This window comes from Jeotgalicoccus huakuii, assembly GCF_036665975.1.
Classification (GTDB): Bacteria; Bacillota; Bacilli; order Staphylococcales; family Salinicoccaceae; genus Jeotgalicoccus; species Jeotgalicoccus marinus.
On record NZ_JAVIYN010000001.1, the window covers coordinates 13,126 to 32,314 of the forward strand.

17 protein-coding genes are annotated in these 19,189 nt (G+C 39.0%); all 17 read left to right on the forward strand.

The features are described 5' to 3' along the window. Window positions 1–59: 59 nt before the first annotated feature. The 17 genes from tsf to ribF all read left to right on the forward strand — a co-directional run bounded on the left by tsf (window position 60) and on the right by ribF (window position 19,075). Window positions 60–938, forward strand: a complete 879-nt coding sequence (gene tsf / locus V6E76_RS00065; RefSeq protein WP_026867598.1) for a translation elongation factor Ts — start codon at window positions 60–62, stop codon at window positions 936–938. 68 nt (window positions 939–1,006) lie between these two features. Continuing rightward, window positions 1,007–1,729 carry a UMP kinase gene (gene pyrH, locus V6E76_RS00070; protein WP_026867599.1) on the forward strand — a complete coding sequence of 241 codons (723 nt, stop codon included), beginning with the start codon at window positions 1,007–1,009 and terminating at the stop codon, window positions 1,727–1,729. A 17-nt stretch (window positions 1,730–1,746) separates the two neighbouring features. Continuing rightward, window positions 1,747–2,304, forward strand: coding sequence for a ribosome recycling factor (gene frr, locus V6E76_RS00075; RefSeq protein ID WP_026867600.1), 558 nt, complete (start codon window positions 1,747–1,749; stop codon window positions 2,302–2,304). A gap of 80 nt (window positions 2,305–2,384) precedes the next feature. After that, window positions 2,385–3,182 carry an undecaprenyl pyrophosphate synthase gene (gene uppS / locus V6E76_RS00080; RefSeq protein WP_499797670.1) on the forward strand — a complete coding sequence of 266 codons (798 nt, stop codon included), beginning with the start codon at window positions 2,385–2,387 and terminating at the stop codon, window positions 3,180–3,182. Then, the gene (locus V6E76_RS00085) at window positions 3,172–3,957 is read left to right on the forward strand and encodes a phosphatidate cytidylyltransferase (RefSeq protein WP_198687824.1); all 786 of its coding nucleotides are present in this window, start codon (window positions 3,172–3,174) and stop codon (window positions 3,955–3,957) included. The genes uppS and V6E76_RS00085 overlap by 11 nt, the downstream gene beginning before the upstream one ends. 17 nt (window positions 3,958–3,974) lie before the next feature. Then, the gene (locus V6E76_RS00090; RefSeq protein WP_166626895.1) at window positions 3,975–5,099 is read left to right on the forward strand and encodes a 1-deoxy-D-xylulose-5-phosphate reductoisomerase; all 1,125 of its coding nucleotides are present in this window, start codon (window positions 3,975–3,977) and stop codon (window positions 5,097–5,099) included. A 5-nt stretch (window positions 5,100–5,104) separates the two neighbouring features. Next, the gene (rseP, locus tag V6E76_RS00095; protein ID WP_247347908.1) at window positions 5,105–6,388 is read left to right on the forward strand and encodes an RIP metalloprotease RseP; all 1,284 of its coding nucleotides are present in this window, start codon (window positions 5,105–5,107) and stop codon (window positions 6,386–6,388) included. 12 nt (window positions 6,389–6,400) lie between these two features. After that, a complete protein-coding gene (locus V6E76_RS00100) occupies window positions 6,401–8,095 on the forward strand; it encodes a proline--tRNA ligase (protein WP_247347909.1) in 1,695 nt (564 codons plus the stop codon). A gap of 64 nt (window positions 8,096–8,159) precedes the next feature. Next, entirely contained in the window at window positions 8,160–12,443 is a 4,284-nt protein-coding gene (locus V6E76_RS00105; protein WP_499797671.1) for a PolC-type DNA polymerase III, read from the forward strand. 115 nt (window positions 12,444–12,558) lie between these two features. After that, the gene (gene rimP, locus V6E76_RS00110; protein ID WP_026867607.1) at window positions 12,559–13,026 is read left to right on the forward strand and encodes a ribosome maturation factor RimP; all 468 of its coding nucleotides are present in this window, start codon (window positions 12,559–12,561) and stop codon (window positions 13,024–13,026) included. Between the two features lie 16 nt (window positions 13,027–13,042). Beyond that, entirely contained in the window at window positions 13,043–14,098 is a 1,056-nt protein-coding gene (nusA, locus tag V6E76_RS00115; RefSeq protein WP_026867608.1) for a transcription termination factor NusA, read from the forward strand. Window positions 14,099–14,109: 11 nt separating this feature from the next. Further along, the gene (gene rnpM, locus V6E76_RS00120) at window positions 14,110–14,394 is read left to right on the forward strand and encodes an RNase P modulator RnpM (protein ID WP_035857278.1); all 285 of its coding nucleotides are present in this window, start codon (window positions 14,110–14,112) and stop codon (window positions 14,392–14,394) included. Beyond that, window positions 14,391–14,687, forward strand: a complete 297-nt coding sequence (locus V6E76_RS00125; protein ID WP_026867610.1) for a L7Ae/L30e/S12e/Gadd45 family ribosomal protein — start codon at window positions 14,391–14,393, stop codon at window positions 14,685–14,687. Before rnpM ends, V6E76_RS00125 begins: the two co-directional genes overlap by 4 nt. Window positions 14,688–14,701: 14 nt before the next feature. Continuing rightward, window positions 14,702–16,795, forward strand: coding sequence for a translation initiation factor IF-2 (gene infB, locus V6E76_RS00130; RefSeq protein ID WP_247347919.1), 2,094 nt, complete (start codon window positions 14,702–14,704; stop codon window positions 16,793–16,795). A gap of 1 nt (window position 16,796) precedes the next feature. After that, window positions 16,797–17,144 (forward strand): 30S ribosome-binding factor RbfA, encoded by a 348-nt coding sequence (gene rbfA / locus V6E76_RS00135; protein WP_247347921.1) that lies wholly within the window; start codon window positions 16,797–16,799, stop codon window positions 17,142–17,144. 58 nt (window positions 17,145–17,202) lie between these two features. Next, complete coding sequence (gene truB / locus V6E76_RS00140; RefSeq protein WP_247347922.1) at window positions 17,203–18,150, forward strand: tRNA pseudouridine(55) synthase TruB; 948 nt, start codon at window positions 17,203–17,205, stop codon at window positions 18,148–18,150. Continuing rightward, complete coding sequence (ribF, locus tag V6E76_RS00145) at window positions 18,137–19,075, forward strand: riboflavin biosynthesis protein RibF (protein ID WP_247347923.1); 939 nt, start codon at window positions 18,137–18,139, stop codon at window positions 19,073–19,075. The genes truB and ribF overlap by 14 nt, the downstream gene beginning before the upstream one ends. Window positions 19,076–19,189: the final 114 nt, after the last annotated feature.

The window sequence follows — 19,189 nt, forward strand, 5'->3', positions numbered from 1 at the left end:
GTGATAAGCGTCAAAACTTATCACCTTTTTTTAAAACAAAGTTATGGAGGACTGAGAACATGGCTATTTCAGCAAAATTAGTTAAAGAACTACGTGAAAAAACTGGCGCAGGTATGATGGATTGTAAAAAAGCGCTCATGGAAACAGATGGTGACATCGACAAAGCAGTAGACTACCTACGTGAAAATGGTATTGCTAAAGCTGCTAAAAAAGCAGATCGTATTGCTGCAGAAGGTGCTGTTTACATCACTTCTGAAGGTAACGATGCTGTAATCGTTGAAGTTAACTCTGAAACAGATTTCGTTGCGAGAAACGAAAGCTTCCAAGAACTAGTTAAAAAGATTGCTTCTCACATCCTAGCAACTAAACCTGCAGATGTTGAAGAATTATATAACTCTGAAATCGATGGTGAGTCAGTAACTTCTGTAATGAACAATGCTGTTGCAACTATCGGTGAAAAATTAAGCATCAGACGTTTTGCAGTTGAGACAAAAACTGATGATGATGCTTTTGGTCAGTACATGCACATGGGTGGACGCATTGGTGTACTTACAGTTGTTGAAGGTACAACAAGTGAAGATGTAGCTAAAGATGTTGCAATGCACGCAGCTGCATTAAACCCTAAATATGTTTCACGCGACCAAGTTAACCAATCTGAGCTTGATCACGAACGTGAAGTATTGCGTCAACAAGCCTTAAATGAAGGTAAACCTGAAAATATCGTTGACAAAATGGTTGAAGGTCGTATCCGCAAATATCTTGAAGAGATTTGCTTAGTAGACCAACCATTTGTTAAAGATTCAGACCAAACAGTACAACAGTACTTAGATGCACAAAAAGCGTCACTACGTACTTTCGTTCGCTATGAACTCGGTGAAGGTATGGAGAAACGTGAAGAAAACTTTGCTGACGAAGTACTTGGTCAGGTTAAAAAATAAGCTTTTTTAAAAGACACTTCGGTGTCTTTTTTTCTAAGTTGAAAATTTAAGGAAAAGGATTGAAATACATGGCTGAAACTTCTAGATTCAATCGTATCGTTTTAAAGTTAAGTGGTGAGGCACTTGCTGGTGATGACGGCTTTGGTATCAACCCTGTTGTCATTAAAAATATTGCAGAGCAAGTTTCAGAAGCACAAAAACTCGGTGTAGAAATGGCAATCATCGTCGGCGGTGGCAATATTTGGCGAGGTAAAATCGGTAGCGATTTAGGTATGGACCGTGGGACTGCTGACTACATGGGCATGCTTGCAACTGTAATGAATTCTTTAGCACTACAAGATAGTCTAGAACAGCTCGGTCATGAAACACGTGTGCTGACTTCTATCGAAATGAAACAAGTCGCGGAACCTTATATTAGAAGACGTGCGATACGTCACTTAGAAAAGGGTCGCATTGTTATCTTTGCGGCTGGTATTGGTAATCCATACTTCTCTACAGATACTACAGCTGCACTTAGAGCAGCAGAAGTAGAAGCTGATGTTATCCTAATGGGTAAAAATAACGTTGATGGCGTGTATTCTGCAGATCCTAAAACAAATAGTGATGCAGTTAAATACGAGAAACTAACGTATATGGAGATGCTACAAAATAATTTACAGGTGATGGATTCCACTGCATCATCGTTCTGTATGGACAACAACATTCCGCTTGTGGTATTTTCAATTACAGAAGACGGTAATATCAAACGTGCTGTATCAGGAGAAACGATCGGTACAACAATTACAAAGTAATAGGAGAAGATATTATAATGAGTGAAGCTGTGTTAAAAACGACAGAAGAAAAAATGGACAAGTCTATTGATAACCTACAAAGAGAACTTGCTGGCATTAGAACAGGAGCTGCAAACTCAAGCATGCTTGACAGAGTATCTGTGGATTACTACGGTGCACCAACACCAATCAACCAATTAGCAAGTATTTCAGTGCCTGAAGCACGTATGCTAGTTGTTCAACCTTATGACAAAAGTTCAGTAGATGATGTCTTAAAAGCAATACAAATTGCAGACCTTGGTGTTAACCCAACAAGCGACGGGACATTAATCAGAATTACTGTGCCTCAGCTTACAGAAGAGCGTCGTAAAGAGTTTGTTAAAGATGCACGTAAAGAAGGCGAAAATGCAAAAGTTGCCATCCGTAATGTACGTCGTGATTCTAATGATGAATTAAAAGCAGCTGAAAAAGCAGGCGATATTTCTGAAGACGAATTACGTAATTACACAGACGATGTTCAAAAACTCACTGATAAGTTTATCGCTAAAGTAGATTCGTTATGTGACGATAAAGAGAAAGATATCTTAGCAGTTTAACTTTCAAACAGGTAAGGGGACTTACCTGTTTTTTTATTGATTAACTATGTTAAAATTAAATAATTGATAAGTATATAAAAATGTACAAAGCAACATATACAGCACGGAGGATCGTCATGTTTAATTCCGAAAAAATTAAAGCAGAGACAAATAGACCACTACCTGAACATATCGCTATGATTATGGATGGTAATGGCAGATATGCGAAGCGTATGGGAATGCCTAGAATTAAAGGGCATTATGAAGGGATGCAAAATGTTAAACGCATCGTCCGGCACGCAGCTAACATCAACATAAAGTACTTAACACTATATGCCTTTTCAACAGAGAATTGGACACGACCAAAGAGTGAAGTGAAATACCTGTTAAAGTTGCCGACTGACTTTTTAGGTACGTTTTTACCTGAGCTCATGGAGAAAAACGTTAAGGTCACAACAATTGGTGATTTTAATGCTTTACCTATACATACGAAGAAGGCAGTACAAACCGCAATAGATAAGACTGAGAATAACACAGGATTGAATCTAATCTTTGCCTTGAACTACGGCAGTAGAGACGAAATTCAAGACGCTCTAAAAGCGATGATTAGAGATGTGGAAAAGGGAAACTTATCTATCGATGATATTGACAATCAAAAAATTGACGATTATTTGATGACAAGAGATATACCAGACCCAGAAATGATTATTAGAACGTCTGGGGAATATCGCTTAAGTAATTTTCTATTATGGCAATCCTCTTACAGTGAATTATTTTTCTCGCATACGTTTTGGCCAGAGTTTACTACTGAAGAAATGGATGAACTGATTTCCCAGTACCAAAACAGAGAAAGGCGTTTTGGAGGATTGAATGAGGAGGAGGATGTGAATGAGGACTAGAACAGTAACTGCAGTTATTGCACTGTTGTTATTTATCCCAATTGTCATTATTGGCAATTGGCCATTGTTGATTCTTGTTTATCTGATGGCAATTACTGGCCTGTATGAGATATTAAAGATGAATCGCATTCATATCATTTCATTACCAGGTATCTTATCCTTAATCGGACTCTGTATGATTTTAATACCTAAGGAATCTTTCTCTCCCTTAGTCGGTGAATTTCAACTGGAAATCATTGTTGGACTCGCACTGATTATGCTATCGACAACGGTGGTCTCTAAAAATAGATTTACTTTTGTCGACATGGGCTTTTGTGTTCTAGCAGTCGCCTATATAGGGATTGGTTTTATGTACTTTTATGAAACTAGAGAAGCAGGTATCTTTTATATTCTATATGCGCTATTAATCGTTTGGTTAACAGACACCGGTGCTTATCTTTTCGGTAAGGCATTTGGTAAAAGAAAATTATGGCCACAGATTAGCCCGAACAAAACTATTGAAGGCTCACTTGGTGGTACATTGATTTCCACACTCATTCCAATCATTTTTGTTTCTTTTGGATGGTTAGAAGGATCATTATGGTTTCTTATTCCATTTACAATAATTCTTAGCATATTTGGCCAGATGGGGGATTTAGTTGAGTCAGCCTTAAAACGTCACTTTGATGTTAAGGACTCTGGTAATTTTCTACCTGGCCACGGCGGTATTTTAGACCGTTTTGATAGCTTTATATTCGTGTTACCACTCATGAATATTCTGCCGATTATTTCATAAAATAGGTGAATAAAATGATTAAGACAATTTCTATATTAGGTGCGACAGGGTCTATTGGTACTCAAGCGCTTGATGTCATAAAAAATAATCCGGAACACTTTAGACTCGGGGCCATATCTATCGGGCGTAATATAAATCGTTTAAGAGAAATTTTAACTGATTTCACGCCACACTTGGTATCTGTACAAGACGAAAGTGTAGTAAAAGATTTAACATCAGATTATCCACACATTGAATTTACCTATGGAGAACAAGGTCTTTTGGATGTTGCGTCATCCTCATGTGATATACTACTTACCGCTATCATGGGAAGTATCGGCTTAAAGCCGACCTTAAAAGCCATCGACAATAAGACAACCATTGCGCTTGCTAACAAGGAAACACTTGTTGCAGCCGGCGATATTGTAATGCGTCGTGCTAAGGAAAATAATGTATCGATTATCCCCGTTGATTCTGAGCATTCTGCACTCTTTCAATGCCTAAAGGGTGAGAACATTAAAGAAGTTGAACAGTTAATTATCACTGCGAGTGGTGGATCTTTTAGAGATTTAACACGTGAAGAACTAACGCATGTCACCTTAAAAGATGCCCTAAATCATCCAAACTGGTCTATGGGACAAAAGATTACCATTGATTCAGCGACGATGATGAACAAAGGTTTTGAAGTCATCGAAGCCAAGCACCTCTTTGATTTACCGACAGAAAAAATCCAAACGGTACTTCATAAGGAGAGCATCATTCATTCAATGGTAGAGTTTATTGATAATAGTATGATTGCGCAACTTGGTAATTCAGATATGCGTACAGCGATTCAATATGCCTTCACGCATCCAGAGCGTCTACATAAGAACAATCCATTAAAACTATCGGAACTACATCAATTGAACTTCAAACCAATGGATTTTCACCGCTTTAAAATGTTAAAATTCGCATACGATACACTCGAGGCTGGTGGGACGCTAGCGACTGTTATGAATGCAGCGAATGAATTTGCTGTTGGTCAATTTTTACAAGGTCAGATTAGCTTTTTAGAAATTGAAGAAATTGTTGAACGTCGCATGATGATGCATGACAATATTCAAAACCCAGATCTTGAGACAATCTTAAGCCTTGACGCTCAGTATAAATCTAATATGAGGTGACATAAGTGGCAGGAATTTTAGCATTTATAGTAGTCTTTGGGCTCCTCGTTACCGTCCACGAATTTGGTCATATGTTCTTTGCAAAAAGAGCGGGTATAATGTGTCCAGAATTCGCAATCGGTATGGGTCCGAAGATTTTCTCTTATAAATATAATGATACACAGTACACCATTCGTCTATTACCGATTGGTGGCTATGTAAGAATGGCTTCAAAAGATATGGAAATCAATCCATTAAATGCAGGCATGAGAGTACAAGTTAAGTTAAATAACAGAGATGAAATTACACATGTTCTCCTAGATGATAAACACAATTTCCAATTTGCAGAAGAGCTTGAGGTGATCGATAGCGACATTTCAGAAGAAATGTACATTCGTGCTCACAGGCTAACAGACAATCAAGAAGTGACTTATTACTTTAGCGAAGAGACATACTTTGTTGAGGATGCAGAACTTGAACGTATCGCACCACTTTCCGGTCGATTTGAATCGAAGTCAGTCTGGCAACGTTTCCTCACTTTATTTGCTGGACCACTTTTCAATTTCTTACTTGCCTTTGTCTTATTTACAATTCTGTTTTATATACAAGGTAAGGCAAGTGATGAACCGATTGTTGGTCAAGTAGTTGAAGACACACCCGCTGAAGAGATTAATCTTGAATCGGGAGACCGCATCTTAGAAATTGATGGTCAAAAAGTGGAAAGCTGGTCTCATATGACTAGCCTAATTCAACAAGGCCAAGGTGAATCTCAAGAACTATTGATCGATTCAAATGGACAACAGAGAACTGAAAACCTTGAACCTGTGATTGAATCAACAGAATTACCTGACGGAACAGTAAATGAAAGACTGATTATCGGCGTTGGTGCCTACTTTGAAAATGGTATTATCGCTCCGATATGGTGGGGGATTCAAGAAACTGTCTCAAGTATGAGTTTGATCTTCGAACTTGTTGTAAGAATGATTGGTACTATTTTTGCGGGTACATTCAGCTTTGATATGTTGAATGGTCCAGTTGGAATATATAAGGTTACAGAGACAGTTGCTGCACAAGGCATACTTGTTTTAATGAGATTTACCGCACTCTTAAGTGTGAATTTAGGTATAATGAACTTATTACCAATTCCTGCTTTAGACGGTGGACGTATTTTATTCGTTTTATATGAAGGAATCTTCAGACGTCCATTAAACCGTAAGGTAGAATTGAACATACAACTTATCGGCGTACTATTCGTCTTAATCATCATGGTGCTGGTCACCTGGAATGATATTAAAACATTTTTCTTATAGGAGTGGATTTAAATGAGGCAATCACAAATGTTCATCCCAACTATGCGGGAAACACCAACAGAAGCTGAGAGTTTAAGTCATCGCCTGATGCTAAAATCCGGCATGATTAAACAACTCGCACGAGGTATTTATGCCTACTTGCCGATTACCCAATTAGTATTAAACAACATCCAAGACATCGTCCGCGAGGAAATGATGGCAATTGGTGGTGCTGAAGTCCACTTACCTGTACTGCATCCACAAGAACTCTGGGAAGAGTCAGGCAGATGGGATGCTTATGGTAAAGAACTCATGCGTTTAGAAGACCGTCATGGTAGAGGATTTGCACTCGGACCGACTCATGAAGAGGTCATTACAGATCTTGTACGTGATGAGTTAAAGAGTTATAAGAAATTACCACTGACACTCTTTCAGATTCAGACAAAATTCCGTGACGAGCTAAGACCAAGATTCGGACTCCTACGTGGACGTGAATTTATAATGAAAGATGCTTATTCATTCCATATTGATGAAGCATCATTAGACCAAACATACAATGATATGTACAATGCATATTCACGCATTTTTGACCGTTTAGATTTAAACTATAGAGCGGTTGAAGCGGATGGTGGTTCTATTGGAGGTAGTCATACTCACGAATTTATGGCCTTAGCCGATATTGGTGAAGATACGATTGTCTATACAGATGAGAGCGATTATGCTGCAAATATTGAAAAGGCAGTATCACCAAAACCAACAACGGTGAGTGAAGCAGAATTAAAAGATGTAGAAAAACTAGAAACACCAAATATTGCAACTGTTAAAGCGTTAGCAGAACTTTTAGAGACTGACTTAACATTAACAACCAAGACAATGGTGGTTAAGGTCGATGATGGTCTTAAAATGATAGTCATTAGAGGGGACCAGGAACTCAACGATGTTAAAGTGAAAGCCTTCTTTAATTCAGTTATCGTTGAGATGGCTACTGATGAAGAAATTCGACATGAATTAAAAGCTTCACCAGGGTCCCTTGGCCCAGTTAATGCAACAATTCCAGTTTACATCGATTATCAAGTTGAAGTGATGAAGAACTATCCAGTTGGCGCAAATGAAACGGGTTACCATCTATTAAACGTTAACCATGGCCGTGATTTTACTCCAGACGGCACAGGAGATTTCCGCTTTATTAATGAAGGGGAAATGGTTGAAGATGGTTCAGGTCCAGCAAAATTCATGCGCGGTATTGAAGTTGGACAGGTCTTTAAACTCGGCACTAAGTATTCAGAGTCGATGAACTTTAACGTCCTTGATCAGAATGGACGTTCAACACCAGTCTTGATGGGTTGTTATGGCATCGGTATTTCACGTGTATTATCAGCTGTCGTAGAAAGTCATCATGACGATAAAGGTATCTTCTGGCCGAAGTCTATTACACCATTTGATATCCATATCATTACAGCTAATACAAAAGATCAGACTATCGTAGACACAGCAGCGGAGCTCTATGACATTTTATCGAAAAACTATAGAGTACTTTACGATGATCGTAACGAGCGTGCAGGTGTTAAATTTGCCGATTCTGAATTGATTGGCTTACCAGTAAGAATTGTCGTTGGCCGCGGCGCTAAAGATGGCGTTGTTGAAGTAAAAGGTCGACGAGACGAAGAATCTACTGAAGTGCAAATCGCTGACTTAACATCATACCTTACTGACAATAACTACGCGTAAATCTTTGATTTACGCGTTTTTCTAAGGCGTGTATATAGAATTTTTAACCGGGAGTGTTATGTAAGTGGAAGGACAAGATAAATTAAGTATTTTGCTTCAGCGGGCGAATATCCAACAGAATAACTATTTAGAAGATGCATCACTGACAAAAGTTGTTGTCGATGATCAGTCTCGTAAGTGGCAGTTTCATTTGAAAACGTCTAGAATCATTCCGAGCACACTCTATCAGCTCATGAATCAAAATATTAAAGCAGCTTTTAAAGATATCGCGACAACAGAATTGATTATGTCATCGGCAGATTTTGATGAACAGACTGTCTTAGATTATTTTGATATTGCAGTAGATAGTTTAACTATAAACGACAATATAAAGCATCAGTTAAAGGGAACTGCAAAAAAACTACAAGATGAAACCCTTTTTATTGCGGTTAAGAATAGTATTGAAGAAGCGCACTTTAACAAACATATCAACGGCAACTTAACGACGGCCTATAAATATTTTGGTATCCATCTACAAGGTGTAAAAGTGACCGTCGATGATGAACTTCAAAACACTCGTACAGAAGCGCTAGAAAATAGAATCAATGATGAAAGAGAAGCGCTGATATCTGAATTCATTAATAGACGTGAACAAGAGAGTGAAGCAGAAGACACTAAAAAAGATGTTCAAAAACAAATCGGTAAACCGCAGACATTTGACGGAGTACGGCCATTAGAAAACATTTTTGATGAGGAAAACAGTGTCAAAATAGAAGGTCATATTTTTGATAAGGAAATCCGTGAGCTAAAAAGTGGCCGTCAAATTTTACAATTAAAGCTAACGGACTATACGGATTCTATTATGGCTAAGATGTTCTCTCGCCATGGTAAAAACGATGAGGATGTATTCGGTGCTTTAGAAGTTGGAGATTGGGTGATTATTGAAGGCCGTGTTGAATACGATGAATTTACACGTGATATGGTCTTAAATATTAGAAATCTTACCGCAGTCAATAAGAAACCGAAAAAAGATTATGGAGATGAAAAACGCGTAGAATTACACCTTCATTCTGCTATGAGTCAAATGGATGGTATGACGAGTATCAGTGAATACATCAAACGCGCGAAATCTTTCGGACACGATGCTCTAGCGATTACAGACCATAACAATGTTCAAGCCTTCCCAGAAGCCTTTAATGCAACTGCAGGTGATGAGGACTTTAAGATGATTTTTGGCATGGAGGGCATGCTCGTCGATGACGGTGCACCAATTGCCTATAGACCTCAGAATTATAATCTAGACACACATGATTTTGTGGTCTTTGACGTCGAGACAACAGGACTATCATCTAAATATGATCAAATTATCGAACTTGCTGGAGTTAAGGTAAGAAACGGGGAAGTTGTAGATAAGTTTGAACGTTTTGCAAATCCAGGTGAAAAATTAACTGAACTGATCAAAGAATTAACAGGTATCACAGATGATATGCTTGTCGGAGCCCCTGATATTAGTGAAGTCATTACTGACTTCAAAGAATGGGTCGGAGATGCAATTTTTGTTGCTCATAATGCGAGCTTTGATATGGGCTTTATAGATGAAGCTTATGAAAAACAAGGTTTTGGTGAATCTACAAATGGTGTCATTGATACCTTAGAGTTGTCACGTACAATTAATACGAAGATGAAAAAGCATGGATTAAATATCTTAGCTAAGCACTATAACGTAGATTTAACTCAGCACCATAGAGCCATTTACGACGCCGAAGCGACAGCTTATATCTTTATTAAGATGATGGCACAGCTAAAAAGAGACTACGGTGTAACGAATCACCAGGATATTAACCGTAGCTTATCGAATAGTGATTCATATAAACGTGCTATGCCTTCTCACGTGTCGATTCTTGTAGAAAATAATACTGGCTTAAAGAACCTCTTTAAAATAGTCAGCCTATCATTAACGGATAATTTCTATAAATCACCTAGAATTAAAAGACAAGTACTAGAAGAGCACCGTGAGGGCTTACTTATCGGTAGTGCGTGTGATAACGGTGAGGTCTTTACTGCTATGATGCAGAAGTCTTATGAAGAAGCGAAGAAAAAAGCGTATTTCTATGATTATATAGAAGTCTTTCCAAAACCACTCTATCAGAGACTTTTAGACCGTGAAGTTGTCAGAGATGAAGCGGTCTTAGAAGAAATAATAGAAAACATGATTAAGCTTGGTAAGGACCTTGACAAACCAGTCGTTGCAACAGGTAATGTTCACTACTTAGATGAGTCAGATAAGCTTTCTCGTGATATTTTAGTCAAATCAAATCCTGGTAATCCCTTATCAAGAGGGAACCTACCCGATGCTCACTTTAGAACGACAGATGAGATGTTAGAGCTGTTCGACTTTTTAGATGAAGATACAGCCTATGAAATCGTTGTGACGAACACACGTAAAATCGCGAGTAAAATTGATAGAGTTGAAGTGATTAAGAAAGATCTCTTCCCACCTAAAATTGAAGGAGCAGAACAAGAAATTAGAGATATGTCATACAACAATGCTAAGGCGATTTATGGTGAAGATGTGCCTGAAATTGTTGTCGAGCGTTTAGAGAAAGAACTTGAGAGTATTATTGGTAACGGCTTTGCCGTCATCTATTTAATATCACATAAACTTGTAAAACGTTCACTTGATGATGGTTATCTCGTAGGTTCAAGGGGTTCAGTTGGTTCGAGCTTAGTTGCCACTATGACCGAGATTACGGAGGTTAACCCTTTACCACCGCATTACGTTTGTCCAAAATGTAAGCAGTCTGAGTTCTTTACAGATGGTTCAGTCTCTTCTGGTTATGATTTACCGGACAAACAGTGTGAAAACTGCCAAGTCGACTTGATTAAAGAAGGCCAAGATATTCCTTTTGAAACCTTCCTTGGCTTTAAAGGGGATAAAGTTCCAGATATTGACTTAAACTTCTCTGGTGTTTATCAACCTAAAGCGCACAACTATACGAAAGAATTGTTTGGTGAGGACTATGTCTACCGTGCGGGAACGATTGGTACAGTTGCAGAAAAAACGGCCTTTGGTTATGTTAAAGGGTATTTAAACGATAATGGTCTGCATAAGCGTGCTGCTGAAATTGACCGGCTCGTCATTGGTTGTTCTGGTGTAAAACGTACAACAGGTCAGCATCCAGGTGGGATAATTGTTGTTCCAGATGACATGGATATTTATGACTTTACGCCGATCCAATATCCTGCAGATGATATTGAAGCAGAATGGAAGACGACACACTTTGACTTCCACTCTATTGATAATAACTTATTGAAACTGGATATACTTGGACACGATGATCCGACTATGATTCGCATGCTACAAGACTTATCTGGTATCGATCCAACAACAGTACCAACTGATGACAAGGCAACGATGGGGCTGTTTTCATCACCGAGTTCACTCGGTGTGGACCAAGATCAAATTTTATGTAAGACCGGAACCTTAGGTATACCAGAGTTTGGTACAGGGTTCGTGCGTCAGATGTTAGAGGACACGAGACCGACAACGTTCTCAGAACTCGTACAAATTTCAGGATTATCTCACGGTACCGATGTTTGGTTAGGCAATGCCCAAGACCTCATTAGAAAAGGGATTTGCGACTTATCTAATGTAATTGGTTGTCGTGACGATATCATGGTGACCTTGATGTACAAAGGACTTGAACCGAGTCTTGCCTTCAACATTATGGAGAAGGTGCGTAAAGGTAAGGGACTCACTCCCGAACACGAACTTGCCATGAGAGAAAACGGCGTTGAGAGCTGGTACATCGATTCTTGTAAGAAAATCAAGTACATGTTCCCGAAAGCCCATGCCGCAGCTTACGTATTAAACTCAGTACGTATTGCTTATTTTAAAGTACATCATCCACTCTATTATTATGCATCGTACTTTACAGTCCGAGCATCAGACTTTGATTTGTTAACGTTCGTAAAAGATAAAGATACAATCCGTCACAGAGTCAAAGAGATGAATGCAAATTTCCAAGAACTCTCAAAAAAAGAGAAAGATACATTAGTCGTCTTAGAGCTTGTGAATGAAATGACGCAACGTGGCTATAGAATGCAGCCAGTCAACGTCGACAAATCACATGCGACGGACTTCATCATTGAGGGTGATACGCTAATTCCGCCTTTTGAATCTGTTCCAGGACTTGGGCGTTCTGTGGCGAACCGTATCGTTGAGTCAAGAGAAGATGGTGGCTTTATATCTAAAGAAGACTTGAACAAGAAAGCAGGTGTATCTCAAAAACTTATCGACTACTTAACAGAGCTCGGAAGTTTAGATCACCTTCCAGACAAAGCGCAGTTGTCAATCTTTGACATCTAGTGTTCTTGCGGTCGTTAAGCACGTGTGATATAATATTATTGATTTAAATAATCAGTCGTGAGGAGAAGAGCGGGTTTATACCGTTCTTCTCTTACTTTTGAAAGGGGATTTTGACATGAACCGAACTGAACAGGAAGTATATAACCATGTCGAGCCAATTGCCAAAGAAAATGATTTAAAGCTAGTTGAAGTTTCCTACGTAAAGGAAGGACCTGATTTCTTCTTGCGCGTTTACCTAGACAAAAAAGGCGGTATTACACTCGATGATTGTGCAGCATTTTCGGAAATAATCAGTGCGAAACTTGATGACTTGGACATCGTTCAAGGGGCCTATTATTTAGATGTGTCGTCTCCTGGTGCAGAACGTCCGATTAAAGATGATGAGGACTTAGAACTCACTTTAGAAAAAGGTATTTATATCAAAACTTATCAACAAATCGACGGTGAAAAAGAGTGGACTGGTGTCTTAAAAGAATACGATGACAAGTCTGTGACTATTGAATACAAAGTGAAAACTCGTAAGAAAACCATCACCGTAGAACGTGAAAAAATTGCAACGATTAGAAAAGCTGTACTGATTTAGAATGGAGGAAAATTGAGTGAATAAAGAATTGATCAATGCGGTTGAATATATCCATAAGGAAAAGAATATCCCAATGGAAGTCTTAGTGGATGCGATTGAAGCTGCTTTAATTACCGCTTATAAAAAGAATTACGCTGACCATAAAAATGTCTCGATCGATTTAAATATGGAATCTGGAAGTTATAGAGTGATTTCTAGAAAAGATGTTGTTGAAGAAGTAATGGACCCAACAGCAGAAATTGATCTCTTAACTGCAAGAGAATACAACCCAGCATATGAAGTCGGCGACCCGTTTGATGAAGACGTGACGCCTAAGGACTTTAATCGCGTTGGTGCACAGGCAGCGAAACAAGCAGTCATGCAGCGTATTAGAGATGCTGAACGCAGTATTCTATACGATGAGTTTATCGACAAAGAAGATGAAGTCTTAACTGGCTTAATCGATAGAGTCGACCACCGCTTTGTGTATATTCAACTAGGGAAGACAGATGCGGTATTAGCTGAATCTGAGCGCATGCCAAATGAGTCTTATATTCCAAATGAGCGTATTAAAGTTTACGTTAATAAGGTGGAACAAACGACTAAAGGGCCACAAATCTTCGTATCTAGAACGCATCCGAATCTATTAAAGCGACTATTTGAAGATGAAGTTCCTGAAATCTTTGATGGTACAGTAGAGGTTATGAGTGTTGCTCGTGAAGCGGGTGAGCGTTCGAAGATTAGTGTCCATGCAGAGAACCCAGATGTTGATGCTGTCGGGTCTTGTGTTGGTTCACGCGGTGCGCGTGTAGAAGCAATTGTGGATGAACTTCACGGTGAAAAAATTGACATCGTCTTATGGGATGAAGATCCTAAAGTATTTGTGAAAAATGCTTTAAGTCCTTCTCAAGTTGTCAGTGTGACTGTAGATGAGGAAAACAAATCAACTGTAGTTGTTGTCCCGGATCACCAACTATCATTAGCGATTGGTAAGAAAGGTCAAAATGCACGTCTTGCTGCGAAACTGACGGGCTGGAAAATTGACATTAAAAGTGAATCTGATGCTGAGGCAGAAAGCATCGAAAACGACTAGAGGTGTATACAATGGCACGGAAAATTCCGATGAGAAAATGTATCTTAACGAATGAAATGCATCCTAAAAATGATTTAATCCGCGTCGTTAAAACGAAAGAAGGCGAAGTTTTCGCTGATGCTACAGGTAAGAAAAATGGCCGAGGTAGCTATGTCGTTAAAGATTTAGAAAAAGTTAATAAAGCGAGAGAGAAAAAAGCTTTAGAAAAAGCGCTGGGTAAAGATACAGAAACTTTAAATCCGGTCTATGATGAAATTATCCGTTTGATCTATAGAGAGGATATTCCGAAGCGATGAACGATAAAATACTAAATTATGTCGGTCTAGCAACAGGCGCTAACAAGACAATCAATGGAGAAGAAAAAACACTTGAAGCGGTCAAGTCAAACAAAGCTGCCCTTGTGTTTTTAGCTTCTGATGCGGGTAAGAGTACAAGTAAGAGAATGAATGATAAGTGTAAGAGTTACAATGTCACAATCATTGATAAGTATACAAACGAAGAGCTCTCTAAAGCGACGGGTGCCTATAACCGCGTTGTTCTTGCCATTACCGACCATGGTTTTGCACGAAAGATTAAAGAGCTCTCATAGAAGGGATTGGTTCAATGAGTAAAACTAGAATTCATGAATATGCCAAAGAAATTGGCTTATCAAGTAAAGAGGTCATCGACTTCTTAGTATCACAAAATGTCGAGGTTAAGAGTCATATGTCTTCAATCGAAGACGATGTCTTAGTAATGCTTGATAAGAAATTTAAAAACAAAGAATCAAACACATCTAAAGAAACTAAGCCAAACAACAAAGAAAACAAACCAAAGCAAAAACAAAATAACCAGAAACAAAATAACAAAGGCAGACAACAAAAAGCTAAAGAAAACAATAAAAATCAAAAAACCGCTAAAAAAGAATCATCCAAAAAAGAAGCGCCTAAAAAAGAGGAAGCTGACAGTAAGCATTTCACTTATGAAGAAGGTATCACAGTAGGAGAGCTTGCTGAAAAAATCAATGTAGACCCTTCTAAAATTGTTAAAGACCTCTTCATGCTTGGTATTGTAACAAACATTAATCAGTCACTTGACCAAGATTCAGTTGAAATTGTGGCTGAAAACTACGGCTATACTTCAGAGCTGACAGTTGAAGTCGATGATAGTGATCTTACAAACTTCTTCAATTTAGAGGAAGAAAACTTAGACGAAGAACGTCCAAGTGTAGTAACAATCATGGGTCACGTTGACCATGGTAAGACGACTTTACTTGACTCTATTAGAGATACGAAAGTAACAGCAGGTGAAGCTGGTGGAATTACTCAACACGTCGGTGCCTACCAAATTGAACATGAGAATAAGAAAATTACTTTCTTAGATACACCAGGACACGCAGCGTTCACTACAATGCGTGCGCGCGGTGCACAGGTAACTGACTTAACAGTACTTGTAGTGGCTGCAGATGATGGTGTAATGCCACAAACAATTGAAGCAATTAACCACGCTAAAGCAGCTGAGGTACCAATTATTGTTGCAGTAAACAAAGTTGATAAACCAACTGCTAACCCAGACCGTGTTATGACAGAACTTGGTGAACATGGTCTTTACCCAGAAGACTGGGGCGGCGACACAATCTTTGTTCAATTATCAGCACTAACAGGTGATGGAATCGATGACTTATTAGAAATGATTAATCTTGTTTCTGAAGTGTCGGAACTTAGAACAACGAGTGATATGCCAGCAGTCGGTACTGTAATCGACGCAGAATTAGACAAATCTCGTGGACCTGCAGCAAGTTTACTTGTACAACATGGTACTTTAAAAGTGGGCGACTCTATTGTTGTCGGCTCAACTTATGGTAAGGTCCGTGCAATGGTAAGTGACACAGGTCAGCGTATTAAGTCCGCTGGTCCATCTGTACCTGTTGAAATTACAGGTATCAATGATGTCCCTGAAGCAGGCGATCGTTTTGTAGTCTTTAAAGATGATAAGAAAGCGCGCCAAATCGGTGAAGCGCGTCACGAGGATAAGATTATGCGTGACCGTGAAGTCAATCAGAAAGTGTCTCTAGATAATCTGTTTGAACAGATGAAAGAGGGCGAAATGAAAGACTTAAACGTTATCATCAAAGGTGACGCTCAAGGATCTGTAGAGGCACTAGCTGCATCACTTATGAAGATTGATGTTGAAGGTGTCAATGTACGTATCATTCACACAGGTGTTGGTGCGATAAACGAATCTGACGTCACTTTAGCAAATGCATCAAGTGCGATTATTATCGGTTTCAATGTTCGTCCTGATGTCAACGCGAAACGTGCAGCAGAACAGAACCAAATCGATATGAGATTACACCGTATCATCTACAAAGTAATCGAAGAAATCGAGTCAGCTATGAAAGGAATGCTAGACCCTGAATTCGAAGAACAAGTTATTGGTAATGTCGAAGTTCGTGAAATCTTTAAAGTATCTAAAGTGGGTACCATTGCAGGTGCTTATGTAACAGATGGTAAGATTACACGTGATAGCGGCGTGAGAGTAATTCGTGATAGCATCGTTATCTTTGAAGGCGAACTCGACACACTGAAACGTTTTAAAGATGATGCCAAAGAAGTGACTGCAGGATATGAATGTGGTCTGACAATTAAGAACTTCAACGATATCAAAGAAGGCGACCAAATAGAGCCATTCATTATGGTAGAGATTGAGAGGAAATAATATGTCACAAAGAAATGAAAGAATTGCAGAAGAAATAAAAAAAGTACTCAGTGAAGAGATCCGCACAACAGTGACAGAGAAAGAACCTGACATTGGTATGGTGACAATCACTGAAGTCGAAGTCACTAAGGAAAACGAATTAGCAACAGTATATTTCACTGCCCTTAACAATAATAAAGAATTCGTCCAAGAGACGCTTGATAAGTTTAATGGCTTATTTAGAAAAGCTGTAGCGTCAAACATTCGTTTAAGAAAAGCACCCGAAATTCAATTTAAGTATGATAATTCAATTGAATACGGTCAGAGAATTGAGTCACTCTTAAGCGATATTAAGAAGCGAGACGAATAATTTTAAAGTGCCGCAGCCGGTGGATCGGCTGCGGCTATCTTTTTATGGAGGAAACCTTATGACAAACCAAAAACATGGTGTTGTGGTGGTGGACAAACCGAGCGGTATGACTTCTCATGATGTCGTCTTCAAGATGCGTAAAGTCCTGAAGACAAAACGTGTTGGTCACACAGGAACACTCGATCCAGATGTCACTGGTGTCTTACCAATCGTTGTGGGTGATGCTACAAAGCTCACTGAGATCTTACAAATGAGAGACAAGCGCTATAGTGCAACAGTTACATTAGGAATCGCAACAGATACTGAAGATGCATCAGGGAATGTTACTGCACGTCAAGTGGTAGGTGAAAACATGAGTATTGACACAGTCAACGAGGCGATTCAATCATTCATTGGTGGTTATAGCCAAATGGTACCTATGTACAGCTCAGTCAAAGTCAACGGAAGAAAACTTTATGATTACGCGGGAAATGGCGAAATTGTTGACCGTCCTGTAAAAGATATCTACATCGAGGACATAAAATTGACTTCTGACATTAGAAAGGATTCGAGTACTTTATCTTTTGATATTGATGTGAAGTGTTCTAAAGGAACCTACATTAGAACACTTGCAGTTGATATTGGTAAAGCGCTTGGCTATCCTGCACACATGTCTTATTTGAGGCGGACGGCTTCTTGTGGATTTTCCCTTGATGATACGACGCCACTTCAGGATTTAATTGAAAACCCTGAGGTAGTTAATGTTATCCCGGTTATTGATATTTTAGATGATCAAGTTCATTTTGATATTAGTGACGACCAAGCTTTACAATTTAAAATCACGAACGGGCAAAAATTGGTCAAAAGTGATATATTAAATGTGCTAGGTTTAACTGAACTCGACACGGTTTTATTTACGCATCAGAACGTGCCGATTGGCATCTACAAAACTCACGTAGATAAGCCGGATCAGCTTAAGCCATTTAAAATGTTTAGTAACTTATGGGGGACTTATGGAAATATTTAGATTGCACTATCCAAATGAGCAAGACTTATCTTCAATAGAGCTATCGGCAGCGGCGATTGGATTTTTTGATGGTTTACATCGTGGACACCTTGATGTCATTAATACTATGAAGGGCATTGCTGAAGAAAAAGGCCTAAAAAAAACGGTCATTACCTTTGATCCGCATCCTTCGGTTGTCTTAGATCCAACACGCCAGCGTACAACTTATCTCACACCGATCGATGTGAAGATTAAAAAACTTGAAGCACTAGATATCGACTACCTATTCATCATCAACTTCTCAAGTGCTTTTGCCGGTCTAGATAAAGATTTCTTTGTTCAGGAATACATTATCAATACACAAGTAAAAGAAGTCATTTCTGGATTCGATTATACTTATGGTAAAAAAGGTAGCGGCACAGTCGAAGATTTAAAACAGTATACTGAGTTCAACACGACAGTCGTTGACAAACTTGATTTTGATGGTGAAAAAGTATCAACGACAAAAATTCGTGAGTATTTGGAAACAAAAGCGCTCGCTAAAGCGAATCAAGCACTCGGCCGCGCTTACGATATCGAGGGCATTGTCGTACAAGGAGAAAAGCGCGGCCGGACCATCGGCTTTCCGACTGCGAACATTGAACCGAACTATCGTTACTTCATGCCGGCGAACGGTTCCTATGCAGTGACGGTGACGATTGATAACGATGACAATGTTTATAAGGGCGTTGCAAGTGTAGGTGTCAAACCCACTTTCCACGACAACGCACGTCTAACGACAGAAGTCTATCTCTTTGACTTCAATAAAGATATCTACGGTGAAAACGTCACAATACATTGGCACCATTTCGTTCGTGATGAAGAAAAATTTGATGGTATCGAACCGTTAATAGAAGCAATCGATTCAGATGCCAAGATTGCACGCGAACTGCTGAGCGATATTTAACTCAAGGTGACTTTCGAAAAGGATGGGTTTTTATCGAAAGAATACTTGAACTTAGAGTAGAAAAATTGTATAATACTACGAGTACCTTATCTTGGCATTGTTGAAACTCCGACG

Bases quoted from the DNA above. Each gene is read 5' to 3' on its own strand.
- V6E76_RS00125 (WP_026867610.1), top strand. From the start codon at position 14,391: ATGAACGATAAAATACTAAATTATGTCGGTCTAGCAACAGGCGCTAAC.
- infB (WP_247347919.1), top strand. From the start codon at position 14,702: ATGAGTAAAACTAGAATTCATGAATATGCCAAAGAAATTGGCTTATCA.
- V6E76_RS00085 (WP_198687824.1), top strand. From the start codon at position 3,172: ATGAGGACTAGAACAGTAACTGCAGTTATTGCACTGTTGTTATTTATC.
- rnpM (WP_035857278.1), top strand. From the start codon at position 14,110: ATGGCACGGAAAATTCCGATGAGAAAATGTATCTTAACGAATGAAATG.
- ribF (WP_247347923.1), top strand. From the start codon at position 18,137: ATGGAAATATTTAGATTGCACTATCCAAATGAGCAAGACTTATCTTCA.
- V6E76_RS00100 (WP_247347909.1), top strand. From the start codon at position 6,401: ATGAGGCAATCACAAATGTTCATCCCAACTATGCGGGAAACACCAACA.
- pyrH (WP_026867599.1), top strand. From the start codon at position 1,007: ATGGCTGAAACTTCTAGATTCAATCGTATCGTTTTAAAGTTAAGTGGT.
- rbfA (WP_247347921.1), top strand. From the start codon at position 16,797: ATGTCACAAAGAAATGAAAGAATTGCAGAAGAAATAAAAAAAGTACTC.
- tsf (WP_026867598.1), top strand. From the start codon at position 60: ATGGCTATTTCAGCAAAATTAGTTAAAGAACTACGTGAAAAAACTGGC.
- truB (WP_247347922.1), top strand. From the start codon at position 17,203: ATGACAAACCAAAAACATGGTGTTGTGGTGGTGGACAAACCGAGCGGT.
- rimP (WP_026867607.1), top strand. From the start codon at position 12,559: ATGAACCGAACTGAACAGGAAGTATATAACCATGTCGAGCCAATTGCC.
- frr (WP_026867600.1), top strand. From the start codon at position 1,747: ATGAGTGAAGCTGTGTTAAAAACGACAGAAGAAAAAATGGACAAGTCT.
- uppS (WP_499797670.1), top strand. From the start codon at position 2,385: ATGTACAAAGCAACATATACAGCACGGAGGATCGTCATGTTTAATTCC.